Annotated in this window: 20 protein-coding genes; 14 read left to right on the top strand and 6 right to left on the bottom strand. The window is 69.8% G+C overall.

Features of this window, described 5'->3' with window-relative positions; all coding sequences use genetic code 11:
• Positions 1–10 precede the first annotated feature (10 nt).
• Positions 11–616, top strand: a complete 606-nt coding sequence (locus ACFYMM_RS30630; protein WP_388392199.1) for an RDD family protein — start codon at positions 11–13, stop codon at positions 614–616.
• On the opposite strand, the gene ACFYMM_RS30625 is transcribed toward ACFYMM_RS30630, so the two are convergent.
• Entirely contained in the window at positions 603–887 is a 285-nt protein-coding gene (locus tag ACFYMM_RS30625) for a hypothetical protein (RefSeq protein ID WP_388392196.1), read from the bottom strand. The two genes, ACFYMM_RS30630 and ACFYMM_RS30625, sit on opposite strands and share 14 nt — an antisense overlap.
• A gap of 418 nt (positions 888–1305) precedes the next feature.
• Between ACFYMM_RS30625 and ACFYMM_RS30620 the strand changes: the two genes are divergently transcribed.
• Positions 1306–3666: an immune inhibitor A domain-containing protein gene (locus ACFYMM_RS30620; RefSeq protein ID WP_388392193.1), complete on the top strand. Its 2361-nt coding sequence runs from the start codon at positions 1306–1308 to the stop codon at positions 3664–3666.
• Between the two features lie 121 nt (positions 3667–3787).
• Entirely contained in the window at positions 3788–4120 is a 333-nt protein-coding gene (locus tag ACFYMM_RS30615) for a hypothetical protein (RefSeq protein WP_388392190.1), read from the top strand.
• Positions 4121–4146: 26 nt separating this feature from the next.
• Here ACFYMM_RS30615 and ACFYMM_RS30610 read toward each other — a convergent pair whose 3' ends face one another.
• Entirely contained in the window at positions 4147–4737 is a 591-nt protein-coding gene (locus ACFYMM_RS30610; protein ID WP_388392188.1) for a nicotinamidase, read from the bottom strand.
• A gap of 98 nt (positions 4738–4835) precedes the next feature.
• Positions 4836–6182, bottom strand: coding sequence for a nicotinate phosphoribosyltransferase (locus ACFYMM_RS30605; protein WP_388392185.1), 1347 nt, complete (start codon positions 6180–6182; stop codon positions 4836–4838).
• Positions 6183–6190: 8 nt separating this feature from the next.
• Between ACFYMM_RS30605 and clpS the strand changes: the two genes are divergently transcribed.
• The 9 genes from clpS to ACFYMM_RS30560 all read left to right on the top strand — a co-directional run bounded on the left by clpS (position 6191) and on the right by ACFYMM_RS30560 (position 14043).
• Complete coding sequence (clpS, locus tag ACFYMM_RS30600; RefSeq protein ID WP_388392182.1) at positions 6191–6556, top strand: ATP-dependent Clp protease adapter ClpS; 366 nt, start codon at positions 6191–6193, stop codon at positions 6554–6556.
• An 11-nt stretch (positions 6557–6567) separates the two neighbouring features.
• A complete protein-coding gene (locus ACFYMM_RS30595; RefSeq protein WP_388392180.1) occupies positions 6568–7173 on the top strand; it encodes a DUF2017 domain-containing protein in 606 nt (201 codons plus the stop codon).
• Between the two features lie 361 nt (positions 7174–7534).
• Entirely contained in the window at positions 7535–8953 is a 1419-nt protein-coding gene (locus tag ACFYMM_RS30590; protein ID WP_388392177.1) for an amino acid permease, read from the top strand.
• A 98-nt stretch (positions 8954–9051) separates the two neighbouring features.
• Positions 9052–9474 (top strand): Mov34/MPN/PAD-1 family protein, encoded by a 423-nt coding sequence (locus ACFYMM_RS30585; RefSeq protein WP_388392175.1) that lies wholly within the window; start codon positions 9052–9054, stop codon positions 9472–9474.
• Between the two features lie 99 nt (positions 9475–9573).
• Complete coding sequence (locus ACFYMM_RS30580; protein WP_322725075.1) at positions 9574–9669, top strand: putative leader peptide; 96 nt, start codon at positions 9574–9576, stop codon at positions 9667–9669.
• 130 nt (positions 9670–9799) lie between these two features.
• Positions 9800–10078 (top strand): MoaD/ThiS family protein, encoded by a 279-nt coding sequence (locus ACFYMM_RS30575; protein WP_388392173.1) that lies wholly within the window; start codon positions 9800–9802, stop codon positions 10076–10078.
• Between the two features lie 18 nt (positions 10079–10096).
• Positions 10097–11047 carry a PLP-dependent cysteine synthase family protein gene (locus ACFYMM_RS30570; protein WP_388392171.1) on the top strand — a complete coding sequence of 317 codons (951 nt, stop codon included), beginning with the start codon at positions 10097–10099 and terminating at the stop codon, positions 11045–11047.
• A 287-nt stretch (positions 11048–11334) separates the two neighbouring features.
• Positions 11335–13407, top strand: coding sequence for a putative Ig domain-containing protein (locus tag ACFYMM_RS30565; RefSeq protein ID WP_388392169.1), 2073 nt, complete (start codon positions 11335–11337; stop codon positions 13405–13407).
• Positions 13408–13536: 129 nt separating this feature from the next.
• Positions 13537–14043 (top strand): hypothetical protein, encoded by a 507-nt coding sequence (locus ACFYMM_RS30560; RefSeq protein ID WP_388392166.1) that lies wholly within the window; start codon positions 13537–13539, stop codon positions 14041–14043.
• Between the two features lie 12 nt (positions 14044–14055).
• Here ACFYMM_RS30560 and ACFYMM_RS30555 read toward each other — a convergent pair whose 3' ends face one another.
• Positions 14056–14514 carry a type II toxin-antitoxin system PemK/MazF family toxin gene (locus ACFYMM_RS30555; RefSeq protein WP_388392164.1) on the bottom strand — a complete coding sequence of 153 codons (459 nt, stop codon included), beginning with the start codon at positions 14512–14514 and terminating at the stop codon, positions 14056–14058.
• Between the two features lie 226 nt (positions 14515–14740).
• Between ACFYMM_RS30555 and ACFYMM_RS30550 the strand changes: the two genes are divergently transcribed.
• Positions 14741–15493, top strand: coding sequence for an MBL fold metallo-hydrolase (locus tag ACFYMM_RS30550; RefSeq protein WP_388392162.1), 753 nt, complete (start codon positions 14741–14743; stop codon positions 15491–15493).
• Positions 15494–15591: 98 nt separating this feature from the next.
• Here the strand turns inward: ACFYMM_RS30550 and ACFYMM_RS30545 are convergent, their stop codons facing one another.
• Positions 15592–16803, bottom strand: a complete 1212-nt coding sequence (locus tag ACFYMM_RS30545) for a PTS transporter subunit EIIC (RefSeq protein WP_388392431.1) — start codon at positions 16801–16803, stop codon at positions 15592–15594.
• A 163-nt stretch (positions 16804–16966) separates the two neighbouring features.
• Positions 16967–18280, bottom strand: a complete 1314-nt coding sequence (locus ACFYMM_RS30540) for a PTS transporter subunit EIIC (RefSeq protein WP_388392159.1) — start codon at positions 18278–18280, stop codon at positions 16967–16969.
• Positions 18281–18441: 161 nt separating this feature from the next.
• Between ACFYMM_RS30540 and ACFYMM_RS30535 the strand changes: the two genes are divergently transcribed.
• Positions 18442–18699 carry a glucose PTS transporter subunit EIIB gene (locus ACFYMM_RS30535; protein WP_388392428.1) on the top strand — a complete coding sequence of 86 codons (258 nt, stop codon included), beginning with the start codon at positions 18442–18444 and terminating at the stop codon, positions 18697–18699.
• Positions 18700–18760: the final 61 nt, after the last annotated feature.

Below are 18760 nucleotides of genomic sequence, written 5' to 3'. Positions count from 1 at the left end.
CACTCGGGCCATGAGCACCGAACCGCCCCACGGTTTTGGACCGGAGCCGCCGGAAGACGACCCGTTCAGGAAGCAGCCCCCGCCGGGCCAGGGGACGGGCTCGCCGTACGACACCCCGTACGGCGGCGGGCAGCCCCCGCCGCCCGGCGGCGGTGACCCGCTGGCCGGCATGCCCCCGCTCGCCGACAGCGGCAGACGCACCCTCGCCCGGATCGTCGACATGATCCTGGTCGGCATCGTCGTCTGGCTGCTCACCTGGGCGTTCGGGGTGCACGAGTACCAGATGAACGGCGACCGGGTCGAGGTCGCCAAGTCGTTCGCGCAGTCGGTCGTCGCCGTGGTGCTCTACGTCGGCTACGACACCCTGATGATCGCCAGGTCGGGGCAGACCCTCGGCAAGAAGTGGCTGCGGATGCGCGTGGCCAACCTGGACGACGGCTCCACGCCCTCGGTACCGGTCGCGCTGGTCCGCGCCCTGGTGCTGTGGGTCCCGTTCGCCTTCTGCTGCGCCTGCCTGTGGACCGTGATCGCGGGCGGCTGGAGCTTCTTCGACAAGCCCTACAAGCAGGGCCTGCACGACAAGGCGGCCAAGACGGTGGTGGTCAGCGTCCCCTGAGTGAGGACGCCGTCGGCTCCCGTACCGGCTCCACCGCGGCGGCGACCGGCACCCGCGCCCCGTCCGGCGCGCCGCCGGGCGGCGCCGTGGGCGTGCGTGGTCCGGGCAGCGGAACCGTCATCGCGACCAGCAGCCCCAGCGCGAGCGCGGCGAAGGCGATGATCGCGATCCCGAGGCCCGAAGTCGTCTGTGACAGCAGCAGCATGGCGAGCGTCGAGAAGATCACGGTGCAGGAACCGTAGGCGAGCTGTGCGGCGGTCGGACGAGGCATGGCAATCGTGTCCTCGGAAGTTTTGGGGGTGAGACGGGATGCCGGCCTGGCTTTCCACCGGCCTCCGGGCGTTCCACCGTTCGACTCTATTCGCGTGCATGCCCGAGCGGAACGTCCGGTAAGCGTGACCTAACCCACGGTACCGGTGCACAGGGGGCGCACGGAGTCATGGCGTCCACCAGGTGGACGCGCTCACGCGCCCGTCGAGCGGGACGCGAGCGCACTTGGCAAAGGCGGCACCAACCCCGTGCCAACACCCTCTAGTGCACTTGACCTGCTCAAGTCAAGATCTGTCTTTTCTTCTAAACCTCTAGTCAAATTACGGCACTTGACACACGCGTCGATCAGCCGCGCGCGGGCCCCTCCATGACCAGGACCCCATTCCCTCCGCGCGCGTGGACGCGGGGGAGGAACTCAAGTGACCAGCAGACCCTGGACGTTCAGAGCCGCCGCGATCGGCGTCTCGCTCGCGGCGGCCTCCGCCACGTTCTCCACCTTCGCCGTCGCGGAAGCGAGCACCACGGCGAAGCCCGCCTCCGTCACCCGGCACGACCCGCAGCCGGTGAAGCAGGAGTCGCACGACCTCGACGGCCCCCTGAGCAAGACCCAGAAGGCCCGGCACCAGGAGGCGCTCGACCAGGTCATATCCGGCAAGGCCCAGGTCAAGGACCGCAACGGCTCCCAGGTCGTCCAGCTCAAGAGCGGGAAGGGCGCCGGCAAGTACGTCGAACTGGGCCGGGAGAAGACCGACAAGATCTTCACCGTCCTCGTCGAGTTCGGCGACAAGGCCGACCCGAAGTACGGCGGCACGGCCGGCCCGCTGCACAACCGGATCGCCGCGCCCGACCGCACCAAGGACAACTCCACGGCCTGGCAGAAGGACTACGACCAGAAGCACTTCCAGGACCTCTACTTCGGCACCGGCAAGAAGACCGAGTCGCTGAAGAAGTACTACGAGAAGCAGTCCTCGGGCCGCTACTCGGTCGACGGCGAGGTCACCGACTGGGTCAAGGTCCCCTACAACGAGGCCCGTTACGGCAACAACGCCTGCGGCGGCCACACCTGCTCCACCGTGTGGAACGTGGTCGCCGACGGCGTCAGCGCCTGGGTCGCCCAGCAGAAGGCGGCCGGCAAGTCCGACGCCGACATCAGGGCGGACCTCGCCGGGTTCGACCAGTGGGACCGCTACGACCACGACGGCGACGGCAACTTCAACGAGCCCGACGGTTACATCGACCACTTCCAGATCGTGCACGCCGGCGAGGACGAGTCCGCGGGCGGCGGCGCGCAGGGCGAGGACGCGATCTGGGCGCACCGCTGGTACGCCTTCGGCACCGACGCCGGCGCCACCGGACCCGAGAACAACAAGCTGGGCGGCGCGCAGATCGGCGACACCGGCATCTGGGTCGGCGACTACACGATCCAGCCGGAGAACGGCGGCCTCGGCGTCTACGCCCACGAGTACGGCCACGACCTCGGTCTGCCGGACGAGTACGACACCGCCGGCGGCGAGAACTCCACCGGCTTCTGGACGCTGATGTCCTCCGGTTCCTGGCTCGGCACCGGCAGGGAGTCCATCGGTGACCTGCCCGGCGACATGAACGCCTGGGACAAGTTGCAGCTGGGCTGGCTCAACTACGACACGGCGAAGGCCGGCACGCAGTCCACCCACAAGCTGGGCGTCGCCGAGTACAACACCTGGGACAAGCAGGCCCTGCTGGTCACCCTGCCGGACAAGGAGGTCACCACCACCGTCGTGACCCCGGCGCAGGGATCGGCGCAGTGGTGGAGCGGCAGCGGCGACAACCTCAAGAACACGCTGACCCGTTCCGTCGACCTGACCGGCAGGTCCTCGGCCACGCTGAGCCTCGACGGCTACTACGACATCGAGGCGGGCTACGACTACCTCTACACCGAGGTGTCGGCCGACGGCGGCGCCAACTGGACCGCCCTGGACGGCACGGTGGACGGCCGGGCCATCCCGCGCGACGGCAGCGACAAGCCGGCCCTGACCGGCACGGTCGACGGCTACAAGAAGCTGTCGTACTCCCTGGACGCCTACGCGGGCAAGAAGATCGACGTCCGCTTCCGCTACCAGACCGACGGCGGCGTGTCCCAGAAGGGCTTCGCGGCCGACGAGATCACCTTGACCGCCGACGGGTCCGCCCTGTTCTCGGACAACGCCGAGAGCGCGGACCCGGCCTGGACGGCGAACGGCTTCTCCCGCATCGGCGCCTCCTTCAGCAAGGACTACAAGCAGTACTACCTCGCCGAGAACCGCCAGTACGTGTCGTACGACAGGACCTTGAAGGCCGGCCCGTACAACTTCGGCTACCTGACCACCGGCCGTCCCGACTGGGTGGAGCACTTCCCGTACCAGAACGGCCTGTTGATCTGGAAGTGGGACACCTCCCAGGCGGACGACAACACCAACGCCCAGGCCCACCCGGGCACCGGCCTGATCCTGCCCGTGGACGCGCACCCGGCCGCCCTGAAGTGGTCCGACGGCACGCTGATGCGCAACCGGTTCCAGGCCTACGACTCCCCGTTCTCGCTGGGACGCACCGACGCGATCACACTGCACCAGGCGGGCGTGGCCACCCGGATCCCCTCGCAGCGGGGCGTGTCGGTCTTCAACGACCACACCAGCACCTACTACGACGAGACGAACCCGACCGGTGGTGTCAAGGTCACTGACACCAACACCAAGATAAAGATCGTCAAGGAGGGCGAGAACGGCTCGACGATCTCGCTCCAGGTCGGCCCCGCAGTGAAGTAGTCTGCGTTTTCGCAGGTCAGAGGCGTATCGGCGGTGACCCCCTGGCGGGTCGCCGCCGATCGTGTTTAGGTGCGTCCTGTGGACTTCTTATTGACACCGACCGGAACGGGGAAGTGACCGCATGGCCGCAGGAGGCTTCTGCAAGCTGCCGAACGGCACCGTGGTGGTGGCGCTGAACCTGCCCGCCAGCACGGCCGACGGCTCGTTGGCCGTGCGCGTGCTGGTCCACGCCCACAACCGCGCCCGGGCCCTGACCCGGCTCCGCAACCTGGGCATGCGCGCCGTCTACCTGCGGGGCAACGCGGCCCCGCCGACCCCGGACGAGATCACCGCGGTGCTGCACCACCCCGACGGCCTGATATGGCGCACCGCCCCCGACAACGGTGTCACCGTCACCGAGCTGTGGCACCCGATCAGGGCCCTGCTGCGGCACCAGGAGGCGGCACGCGCGTAGGCCTCCGGCCGGCGCGGACCGCCGGCCTAGGCGACGACCGGCTTGCCGGACAGCTCCACGCCCGCCGCCCGCATCTCCTGCAGCGCCCGTTCCGTGGTCTCCGCGGCCACCCCGGCCGTCAGATCCAGCAGCACCTGGGTACGGAAGCCCTCCTTCGCGGCGTCCAGGGCGGTGGCCCGCACACAGTGGTCGGTGGCGACACCGACCACGTCGACCTCGTCGATCCCGCGCTCCCGGAGCCAGTCGGCCAGCGAGACGCCGTTCTCGTCCGCCCCCTCGAAGCCGCTGTACGCCGCCGCGTACGCCCCCTTGTCGAAGACGGCGTCGATCGCGCCGGAGGCGACGGCGGGCGCGAAGTTGGGGTGGAAGCCCACTCCCTCGGTGCCCGCGACGCAGTGCGCGGGCCAGGAGCGGACGTAGTCGGGGTTGTCGGCGAAGTGGCCGCCGGGCGCGATGTGGTGGTCACGGGTGGCCACCACATGCCGGTACCCGGCACCGGCCGCCTGCCCGATCAGCTCGGTGATCGCGGCGGCGACGTCGGCACCCCCGGCCACCGCGAGACTGCCCCCCTCGCAGAAGTCGTTCTGCACGTCTACGACGATCAAGGCGCGGCGCATGGTGGGTGTCCTTCGACTGTGGGTTAAGTAACTGAGCCTAGAGACTTCGACAGCGGTACGGGAGGGGGCGCGGGTGGTGCGCGAACGGCGACACCGCTCTAGCTACCCGAGCGCCCCTGGACGTACTCCGTCGGAATGACGGGTTCCCCGCGCGAGAGCTGCGTCGCGGACAGCGGCAGATTGGCGCGGGCGGCGGTGTGCCGGTCGCGGGGCGCGTCCAGGGACTCGCGGGCCACCACCGCGCCGCCCTTGACCAGCTCCACCAGCAGTTGCCGGTCGGCCAGCTCCGCGGGCACCGCCCCGGTGCCGACCACCTCGGCCTCCGCCACCCCCTGCGGGTCCAGCCGCCGGGCCGCCCACTTGCGTCCGCCGACGGAGGTCTTGCCCCCGCTGGACTTCTTCGCCACCGGCACCAGCGGCGCCCCCGGGTCGGCGGACTCGGCACGGGCCACCAGCTTGTAGACCATCGAGCAGGTCGGGTGCCCGGAGCCGGTCACCAGCTGCGTACCGACGCCGTACGCGTCCACCGGCGCCGCCGCCAGCGAGGCGATGGCGTACTCGTCCAGGTCGGAGGTCACCACGATCTTCGTGCCGGTGGCGCCCAGCTCGTCCAGCTGCTGCCGCACCCGGTGCGCCACCAGCAGCAGGTCGCCGGAGTCGATGCGCACCGCGCCCAGCTCGGGTCCGGCCACCTCCACCGCCGTACGGACCGCCTCGGCCACGTCGTAGGTGTCCACGAGCAGCGTGGTGCCCCGGCCCAGCGAGTCGACCTGCGCCCGGAAGGCGTCCCGCTCGTGGTCGTGCAGCAGGGTGAAGGCGTGCGCCGAGGTGCCGACGGTGGGGATGCCGTAGCGGAAGCCGGCCGCCAGGTCGGACGTGGTCGTGAAGCCGCCGACGTACGCGGCCCGCGCGGCGGCCACGGCGGACAGCTCGTGGGTGCGGCGGGCGCCCATCTCGATCAGCGGCCGGTCACCGGCGGCCGAGGACATCCGGGAGGCCGCCGCCGCGATCGCCGAGTCGTGGTTGAGGATCGACAGGATCACCGTCTCCAGCAGCACGCACTCGGCGAAGGAACCCTCCACCCGCATGATCGGGGAGCCGGGGAAGTACACCTCGCCCTCGGGATAGCCCCAGATGTCACCGCTGAAGCGGTAGTCGGCGAGCCACCCCAGGGTCTCCTCGTCGACGATCTTCCGCTCGCGCAGGAAGCCGAGGACGTCCGCGTCGAAACGGAAGTTCTCCACCGCGTCAAGGACGCGTCCGGTGCCCGCCACCACGCCGTAGCGGCGCCCCTCCGGCAGACGCCGGGTGAAGACCTCGAACACGCTGCGCCGTTCGGCCGTACCCGCCTTCAGCGCGGCCTGCACCATCGTCAGCTCGTACTGGTCAGTGAAGAGCGCCGTCGAGGGAACCTCCACCGGCAGCCCAAGGTCCGCTGTGTTCATGGCAACGCATGCTACTCCCATCTCGTCAGTGTGACGATTTGTGGGCCGCGTGGCAGCATGGCCATGTGACGTCACCCGCTCCCGTAGAGATCGAACGAACCGAGTCGGCGGAGGAGGTCTTCGCCGTCCCCGAGCCGGACGTCCCCTGGGTCACGATCGTCCACAACGACCCGGTCAACCTCATGAGCTATGTGACCTACGTCTTCCAGACGTACTTCGGCTACACCAAGGACAAGGCCACCAAGCTCATGCTCGATGTCCACCACAAGGGCCGGGCGGTCGTCTCCAGCGGTACTCGCGAGGAGATGGAACGCGACGTGCAGGCCATGCACGGCTACGGTCTGTGGGCCACCCTCCAGCAGGACCGGAAGTAGCGATCTCTTTCATGCCCGGAACCTTCGAACCGCTCCCCGGCGGCGGCGCGGCCGTCGCGCTCGACGACGTCGAGATCTCCATCATCCGGTCGCTGGCCGTCCAGCTGCTGGAACTCATCGGCCCCGGCCCCGCCGAGGGCGCCCCCGCCGACCCGCTCGCCGAGCTGTTCGCCGAGGGGCCGAGCGAGCCGCCCGCCGACCCGGTGCTGCGCCGGCTCTTCCCGGACGCCTACAGCGACCCGGAGCGGATGCCCGACTCGCCGAAGGAGGCCGAGGAGCGGGAGACGTACTCCGCGGAGTTCCGCCGCTTCACCGAGAACGACCTGCGGGCCGGCAAGCGGCACAGCGCCCTCGCGGTGATCCGCTCGCTGGACGCGCTGGCCGTCGAGGGCGGCGGCGGGGCGGTCCTCAAGCTCTCCCCGGACGAGTCCCGCCAGTGGCTCGGCGCCCTCAACGACCTGCGCCTGGCGATCGGCTCCCGGCTGGAGATCGTCGACGAGGACGACACCGACCTGCTCTACCGGCTGCCGGACGACGACCCGCGCAAGCCGATGGTGATGGCCTACCTGTGGCTGGGCGGACTCCAGGAAACCCTCGTCGCCACCCTGATGTCGTAGCTCGCGACCTTTATGTGTCTCTTTGTGGCGATTTTGTGTTCGCTCAGCGGACGCTCAAATCCGGATAACGATCCCGTCACCGTTCCGGCCTGATTCAGGGCGTTCGAGCGCTCTTTGTCCCCTTTTCCCTGTGCCGTGCGTCACATCGCCCGGGTGTGATCAGTGTTGCGGCCGTGATAAATCTTCACGACCGCCCGGCCGACACCACCCATGTCCGGCCGGGTGCGCCACCGAGCCGGCGACCGCCGGCCAGGCACGGGCGGGCTCGTGAGGCCCGCCCAGCTCCATCAATCCGGGGGGATCGAAACCCGCTCCGAGGCCGACGAAGGCCCGGGTCGGCATGGAGAAAGGCGCACCACACATGACCTCACAGCAGGTCACCGACGCCCCCGAGGAGGGGTACGAGCGCGGGCTCGGCAGCCGGCAGGTCCAGATGATCGCCATCGGCGGTGCGATCGGCGTCGGCCTCTTCCTGGGAGCCGGCGCGAACATCGCCAAGGCGGGCCCCAGCCTCATCCTGATGTACGCCCTCGCGGGCATCATCATCTTCTTCATCATGCGGGCGCTCGGCGAGCTTCTGCTCTACCGGCCGGTCTCCGGCTCGTTCGCGGAGTACTCGCGTGAGTTCCTCGGCCCGTTCTTCGGCTACTTCACCGGCTGGACCTACTGGCTGATGTGGGTGGTGACCGGCATGGCCGAACTGACGGCCGCCGCCATCTACGTCAACTACTGGTTCCCCTCCGTCCCCCAGTGGGTGACGGCCCTGGTCTTCCTGGTGGTCCTGTTCGTGGCCAACCTGATCTCGGTGAAGCTGTTCGGCGAGATCGAGTTCTGGTTCTCGATGGTCAAGGTCACCGCGCTGGTCGGCATGATCGTGATCGGCCTGGGCGTGCTCACCTTCGGCTTCAGCGCCGCCGGGGACACCGCCTCCGTGTCCAACCTCTGGCAGTTCGACGGCTTCTTCCCCAAGGGTGTCGGCTCCTCCCTGATGACCCTGCAGGGCGTGATGTTCGCCTACCTCGCCGTCGAACTGGTCGGCGTCACCGCGGGCGAGTCCGAGAACCCGGAGAAGACCCTCCCGAAGGCGATCAACACCCTGCCCTGGCGGATCGCGCTGTTCTACGTCGGTGCCCTCACCGTCATCCTGTGCGTGGTGAAGTGGACCGAGTTCGCGGCGGGTGTGAGCCCCTTCGTGAAGGCGTTCGCCATGATCGGCATCCCGGCCGGCGCCGGCATCGTCAACTTCGTGGTCCTCACCGCCGCCCTGTCCTCCTGCAACTCCGGCATGTACTCCACCGGCCGCATGCTGCGCACCCTCGCGGACAACGGCGAGGCGCCGAGGGTCTTCAGCAGGCTCTCCGCCTCCAAGACCCCGGCGCTCGGCATCACCGTCTCCGTCGCCTTCATGGGCATCGGCGTGATCCTCAACTACATCGTCCCGGAGAAGGCCTTCGGCTACGTCACCTCGGTGGCGACCGCCGCCGGCATCTGGACCTGGCTGATGATCCTGGTCAGCCATGTGCGCTACCGCCGCGCGGTGAACGCGGGCCGGCTGCCCGCCTCCGCCTTCCCGGCGCCGGGCGGCGCGGTGTGCAGCTGGATCGCCATCGTGTTCCTGCTGTTCGTCACCGGCGAGATCGCCTACGACGCCGACTCCCGGGTCTGCCTCTACGTGATGGCCGTCTGGGCGGCCGCGCTCGGCATCGGATGGCTGGTGCTGAAGTCCCGCAACCCGTCGGTCGCCGACCGCCGCGAGCCCGTCATGGAGAAGGTGGGCTGACCGCCCCCGGCGGAGGCACCCCTCGAACGCGTCCGGCATATGGGCCGCCCCGTACCACTCCTCGGTACGCGGCGGCCCCTTTGCTTATCCTGACCAGCATGCTGACTCTGACCCAGGACCTGTTCGACCGGATCGTCGCCCACGCGCGCCAGGACCACCCCGACGAAGCGTGCGGCGTGGTCGCCGGACCGGTGGGCACCGGCCGTCCCGAGCGGTTCATCCCGATGCTGAACGCGGCCCGCTCGCCCACGTTCTACGAGTTCGACTCGCAGGACCTGCTCAAGCTCTACCGGGAGATGGACGACAACGACGAGGAGCCGGTGATCATCTACCACTCCCACACGGCGACCGAGGCGTACCCGTCCCGGACCGACATCTCCTACGCCAACGAGCCGGGCGCCCACTACGTCCTGGTCTCCACGGCCGACGACGACGGCGCCGGCCCCTTCCAGTTCCGCTCCTTCACCATCGTCGAGGGCGAGGTCACGGAGGAGGACGTCAAGGTGGTGGAGAGCTACTGAGGCCCGCTCGATCCCCCTGATCTCGCTGTGCGGATGGAATCTGTCCGAGGCGTGAGATCACACCTCGGGAGCCCGGCCGGGAATCGATACGATGAGCCCATGGTTCTCCACGACGTGAGCGAGAAGACGCCGGGCGCACTGCTCGTGGCGCGGCTGCACGTCGACCTGTGCAGGCTCGCCAGCGCCATCTGTTGACGCTGCCCGCTGCCGCCGTACGGCCCGTGAGCCCCGGCGCGTGACATCCCGCTCCGCCCCGTTCCACTCCGCTCCACCCGCGCCGCCGCGCGCCCACAGACCCGACACCATCCGACAGGAGCCCGCAACCATGGCCATCGAGGTCCGCATCCCCACCATCCTTCGCACCTACACCGACGGCCAGAAGGCCGTGGAAGGGGCCGGGGACACCCTCGCCGAGCTGTTCGCCGACCTCGACACCCGGCACCCGGGCATCCAGGCCCGCATCGTGGACGGAGGCGAGCTGCGCCGCTTCGTCAACGTCTACCTCAACGACGAGGACGTCCGCTTCCTGGAGAGCATCAACACCAAGCTCTCCGACGGCGACAACGTGACGATCCTGCCCGCCGTGGCCGGCGGCATGGCCTGATCGGGCCGCTGACCACCGATGCGTTACGACTCCCCGCTGGCCGCGGTGGGCAACACCCCCCTGGTGCGCCTGCCGCGGCTCTCGCCGTCCGCCGACGTCCGTATCTGGGCCAAGCTGGAGGACCGCAACCCGACCGGCTCGGTCAAGGACCGTCCCGCCCTGCACATGATCGAGCAGGCGGAGAAGGACGGCCGGCTGACCCCGGGCTGCACGATCCTCGAACCCACCTCGGGCAACACCGGCATCTCCCTGGCCATGGCGGCCAAGCTCAAGGGCTACCGCATGGTGTGCGTGATGCCGGAGAACACCTCGCAGGAGCGCCGGGACCTGCTCGGCATGTGGGGTGCCGAGATCATCCCCTCCCCGGCGGCGGGCGGCTCCAACACCGCCGTGCGCGTCGCCAAGGAACTGGCCGCCGAGCACCCGGACTGGGTGATGCTCTACCAGTACGGCAACCCGGACAACGCCGGCGCCCACTACGCCACCACCGGCCCGGAGATCCTCGCCGACCTGCCCTCCGTCACCCACTTCGTCGCGGGCCTCGGCACCACCGGCACCCTGATGGGCGTCGGCCGCTACCTGCGCGAGAACAAGCCGGACGTCAAGATCGTCGCCGCCGAACCGCGCTACGACGACCTGGTGTACGGCCTGCGCAACCTCGACGAGGGCTTCGTGCCGGAGCTGTACGACGCCTCCGTCCTCACCACCCGCTTCTCGGTCGGCTCGGCCGACGCGGTCACCCGCACCCGTGAACTCCTCCAGCAGGAGGGCATCTTCGCGGGCGTCTCCACCGGCGCCGCCCTGCACGCGGCGATCGGCGTCGGCACCAAGGCCCTCAAGGCGGGCGAGAGCGCCGACATCGTCTTCGTCGTGGCCGACGGCGGCTGGAAGTACCTCTCCACGGGCGTCTACACGGCGGCCACCACGGAGGAGGCCATCGAGACGCTCCAGGGCCAGCTCTGGGCCTGAGGCCGGCCCGAGCCCCCTCCCCGCACCGGCCAACTACGCGCCAACCCCCTCCTATGAGGGGGCTAAACGCTGCCCATGGCGGGGCAAAGATCTTCCTCCGGTACTGCCGGGTAGCGGTCGCGCGGGGCTACCTTCGGCGCGCACCCTGTCATGTCACGCTCACTGCACGGAATCGGGTGCGTACGACCGTTTGAGTGTCATGCTCATGGCTGCGCGGTCGCCGCCGCTACGCGCGTCACGGGCCTGCCCACTGCGAGAACCCCCACTTCCCATGGAGGCAGTACCCCATGCGTGAGTCACGCCCGAGCAAGCGGAGACGGAGCCTGCGAAGACTCCTGGCCGTCGCCGTTCCCGCCCTCGCCCTCACCGTCGCCGGACTCGTCGCGGCACCCACGGCCGGAGCCCAGGCCGCACCCGCCGCCGCGCACACCACGTCCCGCACCGTCCAGAACGCCAAGGCCCTCACCGACCCGAAGCGGCAGACCTTCCACTCCACCGGCAAGGCCGGCCAGAAGGTGCCCACCACCCACCTGTGCGCCACCGCCGAGCCCGGCCACGCCTCCTGCTTCGCGCAGCGCCGCACCGACATCAGGCAGAGCCTGTCGGCCGCCCTCGCCGCCGCGCCCTCCGGCCTCAGCCCGGCCAACCTGCACAGCGCCTACAACCTGCCCTCCACCGGCGGTTCCGGCCTGACGGTCGCCGTGGTCGACGCCTTCAACGACCCCAACGCGGCCTCCGACCTGGCCACTTACCGCTCCACCTACGGCCTGTCGGCATGTACCGTCGCCAACGGCTGCTTCAAGCAGGTCAGCCAGACCGGCTCCACCACCTCCCTGCCGACCAACGACAGCGGCTGGGCCGGTGAAGAGGCGCTCGACATCGACATGGTCAGCGCGGTCTGCCCGAACTGCAACATCATCCTCGTCGAGGCCAACTCCGCCACCGACGCCGACCTCGGCGCCGCCGAGAACGAGGCCGTCGCGCTCGGCGCCAAGTTCGTCTCCAACAGCTGGGGCGGCTCCGAGTCCTCCGCCCAGACCGGCGAGGACACTTCCTACTTCAAGCACCCGGGCGTCGCGATCACCGTCTCCGCGGGCGACTCCGGCTACGGCGCCGAGTACCCGGCGACCTCCCAGTACGTGACCGCCGTCGGCGGCACCGCGCTGAACACCTCCTCCGGCTCGCGCGGCTGGACCGAGTCCGTCTGGAACACCTCCAGCACCGAGGGCACCGGCTCCGGCTGCTCCGCCTACGACCCCAAGCCGAGCTGGGAGACCGACACCGGCTGCTCCAACCGCATGGAGGCCGACGTCTCCGCCGTCGCCGACCCCGCCACCGGCGTCGCGGTCTACGACACCTACGGCGGCTCCGGCTGGGCGGTCTACGGCGGCACCAGCGCCTCGTCCCCGATCATCGCCGGCGTCTACGCCCTCGCGGGCACCCCGGCCTCCGGCGACTACCCGGCGAAGTACCCGTACGCCCACACCGGCAACCTGTACGACGTGACCAGCGGCAGCAACGGCTCCTGCTCCACCTCGTACTTCTGCACCGCCCGCACCGGATACGACGGCCCGACCGGCTGGGGCACCCCGAACGGCACCGCCGCCTTCACCTCCGGCAGCAGCGGCGGCGGCAACACGGTGACCGTCACCAACCCCGGCAGCCAGTCCACCACCACCGGCGGCTCGGTCAGCCTGCAGATCTCGGCCACCGACAGCGGGAGCGCGTCCCTCACCTACAGCGCCTCCGGCCTGCCCACCGGCCTGTCGATCAACAGCTCCACCGGCCTGATCTCCGGCACGGCGTCCACCGCCGGCACCTACCAGGTCTCGGTCACCGCCACCGACTCCACCGGCGCCTCCGGCTCCACCGCCTTCACCTGGACCGTCGGTGGCGGCGGCGGTGGCGGCTGCACCTCGGCGCAGCTGCTCGGCAACCCCGGCTTCGAATCGGGCAGCGCCTCCTGGACCGCCAGCAACGGCGTCATCACCAACGACACCGGTGAGGCCGCGCACAGCGGCTCCTACAAGGCCTGGCTCGACGGCTACGGCACCAGCCACACCGACACCCTGTCCCAGTCGGTGACCATCCCGTCCGGCTGCAAGGCCACCTACACCTTCTACCTGCACATCGACACCGCCGAGACCGGCAGCACCGCCTACGACAAGCTGACGGTGAGCGCCGGCTCCAAGACCCTGGCGACGTACTCCAACGTCAACGCCGCCTCCGGGTACGCGCAGAAGACCTTCGACCTGTCCTCGTACGCGGGCTCCACGGTCACGCTGAAGTTCAGCGGGGTCGAGGACTCCTCGCAGCAGACCAGCTTCGTCGTCGACGACACCGCCGTCACGACCAGCTGAGCGACACCGCATGACGGATCCCGCACACGGCAGGAGTATGCCGGGTGCGGGATCCGTTCGCGCCGGTGGTACGTCACATCTGCACCAGGAGCCGGTCGGCCGGCCCCAGCAGAAAGGCGGTCCCCCCCCATGCGCCGTACGACGCTTCACCGGACGTCCGTCACCGCCCTCGCGGCGGCGGCACTGCTCCTCACGGGCTGCGGCTCGCAGAGTCAGGACGCGAAGACCGGAAGCGGCTCGGTGTCACCCTCACCGGCCTCCTCGTCCCCCTCGTCCCCCTCGGCCACCGCTCCCACCGCTCCCTCCGGGACGTGCGCCCCGCAGACCCAGCTCACCGCCGCCGACAGCGGCCGTACCGTCTGCCTCGGACCCGGCAGCACCCTGCGCATCACCCTCGACGGCACCAAGGAACGCCCCTGGAAGCAGATCAGCGCCGACGGCGGCGCGCTCAAGGCGGCCAACCCGGGCTTCGTCATCCAGCCGGGCGACGCCACCGCCGCGTTCACCGCCGCCGCCCCCGGCACCGTCCACCTGACCTCGTCCCGCCCGATGTGCGCCCAGCCCACCGGCCCCGGCCAGGTGTCCTGCAAGGGCATTCAGGAATGGACGGTCACGGTCACCGTCCACGCCGGCTGAGGCCGCGCCCGCTCAGCGCGCGAGGTGGCGCACCTGGTCCCACAGGACCGGGTCGACCACGCCCACCCGCCGCCGGAACTCGGCCACCGGAACCTGCCGCAGCTCGTCGGTCTCCAGGAAGCTCGGCCGGCCGTGCGCGTCCCCGACCGAGCCCGGCGGCAGCGGGATCACCCCGGCACGCTCGTCGTGGTACTTGCTGGTGATCTTCGCGACCGTGGCCCGGTTGCCGCGCACGGCCAGCACCAGACAGGGCCGGTCCTTGGCGCCGGGACCGTCCTCGAAGGGCACGTTGGCCCACCAGATGTCCCCCGGATGCGGACGCCCCGTCCGCGCGTCCGGCCCCCCGGGGCGCCCCGGCGGCCGGGTGGTCCGGCGGGGCCCGCGGTGGCCGCGTCCCCAGCCGTCGACGAGCGTGGCGACGAGCGCGAGCAGTACCACCGCCGCGAGCGCCAGCCACCAGGACGTGTCCATAGGGACGACGTTACCGGCGTACGACTCCCATCGCGCGCCCTCTTGTAAGCCTCTTGCGCCCCGCGTCCAGCCGAACCGGTGACAGCACAGGTGAGTTCGCCCACAACAGCCCCTGGCGGAGGAGCGACCGGCCCTTACGCGCCTTACGCTCGACAAACCGCACGACCCCCGTCTGCCCCCCTTCCCGACATCCCCTCCCCGTCCCGCCAACGGAGGTTTCTGCTTCATGAAGCTCACCGTCGTCGGCTGCTCCGGGTCGTTCCCCTCCGTGGAATCGGCCTGTTCGAGCTACCTCGTCGAGGCCGACGGCTTCCGGTTGCTGCTCGACATGGGCAATGGCGCCCTGGGCGAGCTGCAGCGCCACTGCGGTCTCTACGACCTCGACGCGATCTTCCTCAGCCATCTGCACGCCGACCACTGCATCGACATGTGCGCGTACTTCGTGGCGCGCTACTACCGGCACGAGGGCGGCCGGGCCGAGCCGCTCCCCGTCTACGGTCCCGAGGGCACCGAACACCGGCTGACCACCGCCTACGCCGACACCCCCACCGCCTCCTCGATGAGCGAGGTCTTCGACTTCCACACGGTCAAGCCGTCCACCTTCGACATCGGCCCGTTCACGGTGCACACCGAGCGGGTCCGCCACCCCGTGGAGGCCTACGGCATCCGCATCGAGCACGGCGGGACGTCCCTGACGTACTCCGGCGACACCGGCGTCACCGACGCGCTGGACTCGCTGGCCCGGGACACCGACCTGTTCCTGTGCGAGGCCGCCTTCACGCACGGCAAGGAGAACATCCCCGACCTGCACCTCAACGGCCGCGAGGCGGGCGAGGCGGCGGCCCGCGCGGGCGCCCGCCGCCTGGTCCTCACCCACATCCCGCCGTGGACCGACCCGCAGGTCAACCTCGCCGACGCCCGCGAGGTCTTCGACGGCCCGGTGGAGCTGGCCGCCCCCCGGACCACGTACGAGATCTGAACCGTACGAGATCCGACCCCGTACGAGAACCGGCGCACAGCACAACGCCCGCCCCCGGAAGGGGCGGGCGCGGTCGTGCGGAGCGGGACTGCCGGGGACTACTTGGCCTCCGCCTTCGCCAGCTCGGCCAGCTCCTCGTCGCTCTCGCGGCCCGGCGTCGGCAGATTGAACTTCGTGATCGCGAACCGGAAGATCACGTAGTAGAGGACGCCGAAGCACAGACCCACCCCGAGCAGCCCCCAGGGGTTGGTGGCGATGCCCAGGTTCAGACCGAAGTCCACCGCGCCGGCCGAGAAGCCGAAGCCGTCCTTCATGCCCAGCGCCCAGGTCAGCGCCAGCGACACACCCGTGAGCACCGCGTGGATGGCGTACAGGACCGGCGCGATGAACATGAACGTGAACTCGATCGGCTCGGTCACACCGGTGACGAACGACGTCAGCGCGATCGAGAACATCATGCCGCCGACCGCCTTGCGGCGCTCCGGGCGGGCACAGTGCACCATCGCCAGACAGGCCGCCGGGAGACCGAACATCATGATCGGGAAGAAGCCGGTCATGAACTGGCCCGCGGTCGGGTCACCGGCCAGGAAGCGGCCGATGTCGCCGCTCTTGCCGTGGTAGTCGCCCGCCTGGAACCACGGGAAGGAGTTCAGCAGGTGGTGCATGCCGATCGGGATCAGCGCCCGGTTGGCGACACCGAAGATGCCCGCCCCGACGGCGCCCGAACCGACCAGCCACTCACCGAAGTTGTGCAGACCCGTGCCGAGGACCGGCCATATGTAACCGAAGACGATACCGATGACCAGGCCCGCGAACGCCGACAGGATCGGCACCAGCCGGCGGCCGCCGAAGAAGCCCGCCCAGTCCGGCAGCTTGGTCCGGTAGAAGCGCTGGTAGAGCAGCGCGACCACGAGCCCCATCACCACACCGCCGAGGACCTTGGCGTCCACCGGCGCGTTCGCCATGACGACCTTGCCGTTGACGACCGTCGCCACCTTGGGGAGGTTCTTGTCGGTGAACGTGCCCAGCACGTTCTTGAAGACCAGATAGCCGACGACCGCCGCCAGCGCCGTCGAACCGTCCGACTTCTTCGCGAAGCCGATCGCGATGCCCACGGCGAACAGGAGCGCCATGTTGTCGAGGATGGCGTTGCCGCCGGCCGCCATGAAGCCCGCGATCTTGGTGAGGAACGCGGGGAACTCCGGGCGGCCCAGCATGTCGGTGTTGCCGAGGCGCACCAGGAGCGCCGCGGCGGGCAGGACCGCCACCGGCAGCATGAGGCTGCGGCCGATGCGCTGCAGCACGGACATGACGCCGGCGCCCTTCTTCTTCTCGGCCGCGGGCGCGGCGGCACTGGTGGTGGTCACAACTTCCTCCAGGGGGGCGTCTCTGGTCTACACCACTCAGTGGTGTAGACCTGTTGTAGCACGGTGAAGGCGGTATAAGGAACCCGCGATTCCCGTCACCATTCGCTCACACCCTGGTGGTGTCCTCGACCTCCTCCTCCGGCTCACGCCCCGGCGTCCGCAGGTCGAACTTCGTGATCGCGAACCGGAACACGCCGTAGTAGACGACAGCGAAACACAGCCCGATCGGAACGACCGCCCACGGCCTCCGCGCCAGGTCCCAGTTGATCACGTAGTCGATCAGGCCCGCCGAGAAACCGAACCCGTCATGCACCCCCAGCGCCCACGTCACCGCCATCGACACCCCCGTCAGCACCGCGTGGACGCCGAACAGCAGCGGCGCGACGAACAGGAAGGAGTACTCGAGCGGCTCGGTGATACCGGTGACGAACGACGTCAACGCCACCGACAGCATCAGGCCGCCCACCTCCTTGCGTCGCTGCGGCCTCGCCGTGTGCGTGATCGCCAGCGCCGCCGCCGGCAGCGCGAACATCATGATCGGGAAGAACCCCGAGGTGAACTGGCCCGCGTGCGGATCGCCCTGCAGGAACATGTTGATGTCCCCGTGCACCACCGTGCCGTCCGGCTTGGTGTAACTGCCGAACTGGAACCAGACCGGCACGTTCAGGAACTGGTGCAGACCGAAGACGAGCAGCCCCCGGTTCGCCACCCCGAACACCCCCGCACCCCACGCGCCCGCCCGGTGCAGCCAGTCGCCGAACCCCTCCAGCGCGCCGCCGACCGGCGGCCAGACCCACAGGCACAGGACCGCGAAGGCGATCGCCACGAACGCCATGACGATCGGCACCAGCCGGCGCCCGTTGAAGAAGCCCAGCCAGTCCACCAGCCGGGTGCGATGGAACCGGGCCCAGCAGAAGGCCGTCAGCAGACCCAGGACGATCCCGCCGAAGACCCCGGGATTCTGGAACGTGAACGCCGTCACCGCCCCCGAACGCACCTGGCAGCCGATCCCCTCGACGGCCGCCGAGCCGCCCGGGCACCTCTCGGGAAACTCGTGCAGCACGCCGTAATAGACGAGGAAACCCGTCACCGCCGCCAGCGCCGTCGAACCGTCCGCCTTCCTCGCCATACCGATCGCCACCCCCACGCAGAACAGCAGCGGCAGCCCCAGCGAACCGTCGAGCAGCGCGCCGCCCGCCCCCTTCATCACCCGCGACACATCGGTCCAGCCGAGCCCCTGGTCACCGAACACATCGGGCTGGCCCAGCCGGTTGAGGATGCCGGCGGCCGGCAGCACCGCGATGGGCAACTGGAGACTGCGGCCCATCTTCTGCAGCCCCTGGAACAGACGGCCCCAGCGAACCCGGGCCGCACCGGCCGTGCCCTCGGCGCCGCCCCCGGCGCTGCTGTCGGCGGTCATGGATCCTCCGCACCCGCGGGTTTGGCGACCGTCGCCACGGTGGTGTAGACCAGTCGGCAGACGGTTCCGCTGTCGTGATCGTGATCGCCATCATTCGGTACGTACGGCAGGACCGCTCGCGAAGCTGGGCCAACTGTGGGTTACTGCGACAACCGGTTCGGATCAGGGAATTCAGGGAGCGGAACATGGCCAGCAAGGCTGAGAAGATCGTCGCCGGGCTCGGCGGCCTCGACAACATCGAAGAGATCGAAGGCTGCATCACCCGCCTGCGCACCGAGGTCAACGACCCCTCACTGGTCGACGAGGCCGCCCTGAAGGCCGCCGGCGCCCACGGCGTCGTCAAGATGGGCACCGCCATCCAGGTCGTCATCGGCACCGACGCCGACCCGATCGCCGCGGAGATCGAAGACATGATGTGAGCACACCCGCTCACCGGCCGGAGGCCCGGGGTGAAGGGGCTCTTCCCGAAACGGGGAGGAG

The organism is Streptomyces sp. NPDC006739, assembly GCF_042869815.1.
GTDB lineage: Bacteria > Actinomycetota > Actinomycetes > Streptomycetales > Streptomycetaceae > Streptomyces.
Note: the sequence above shows the minus strand (reverse complement) of the source record. Positions and strands in the feature narration are given on the sequence as shown.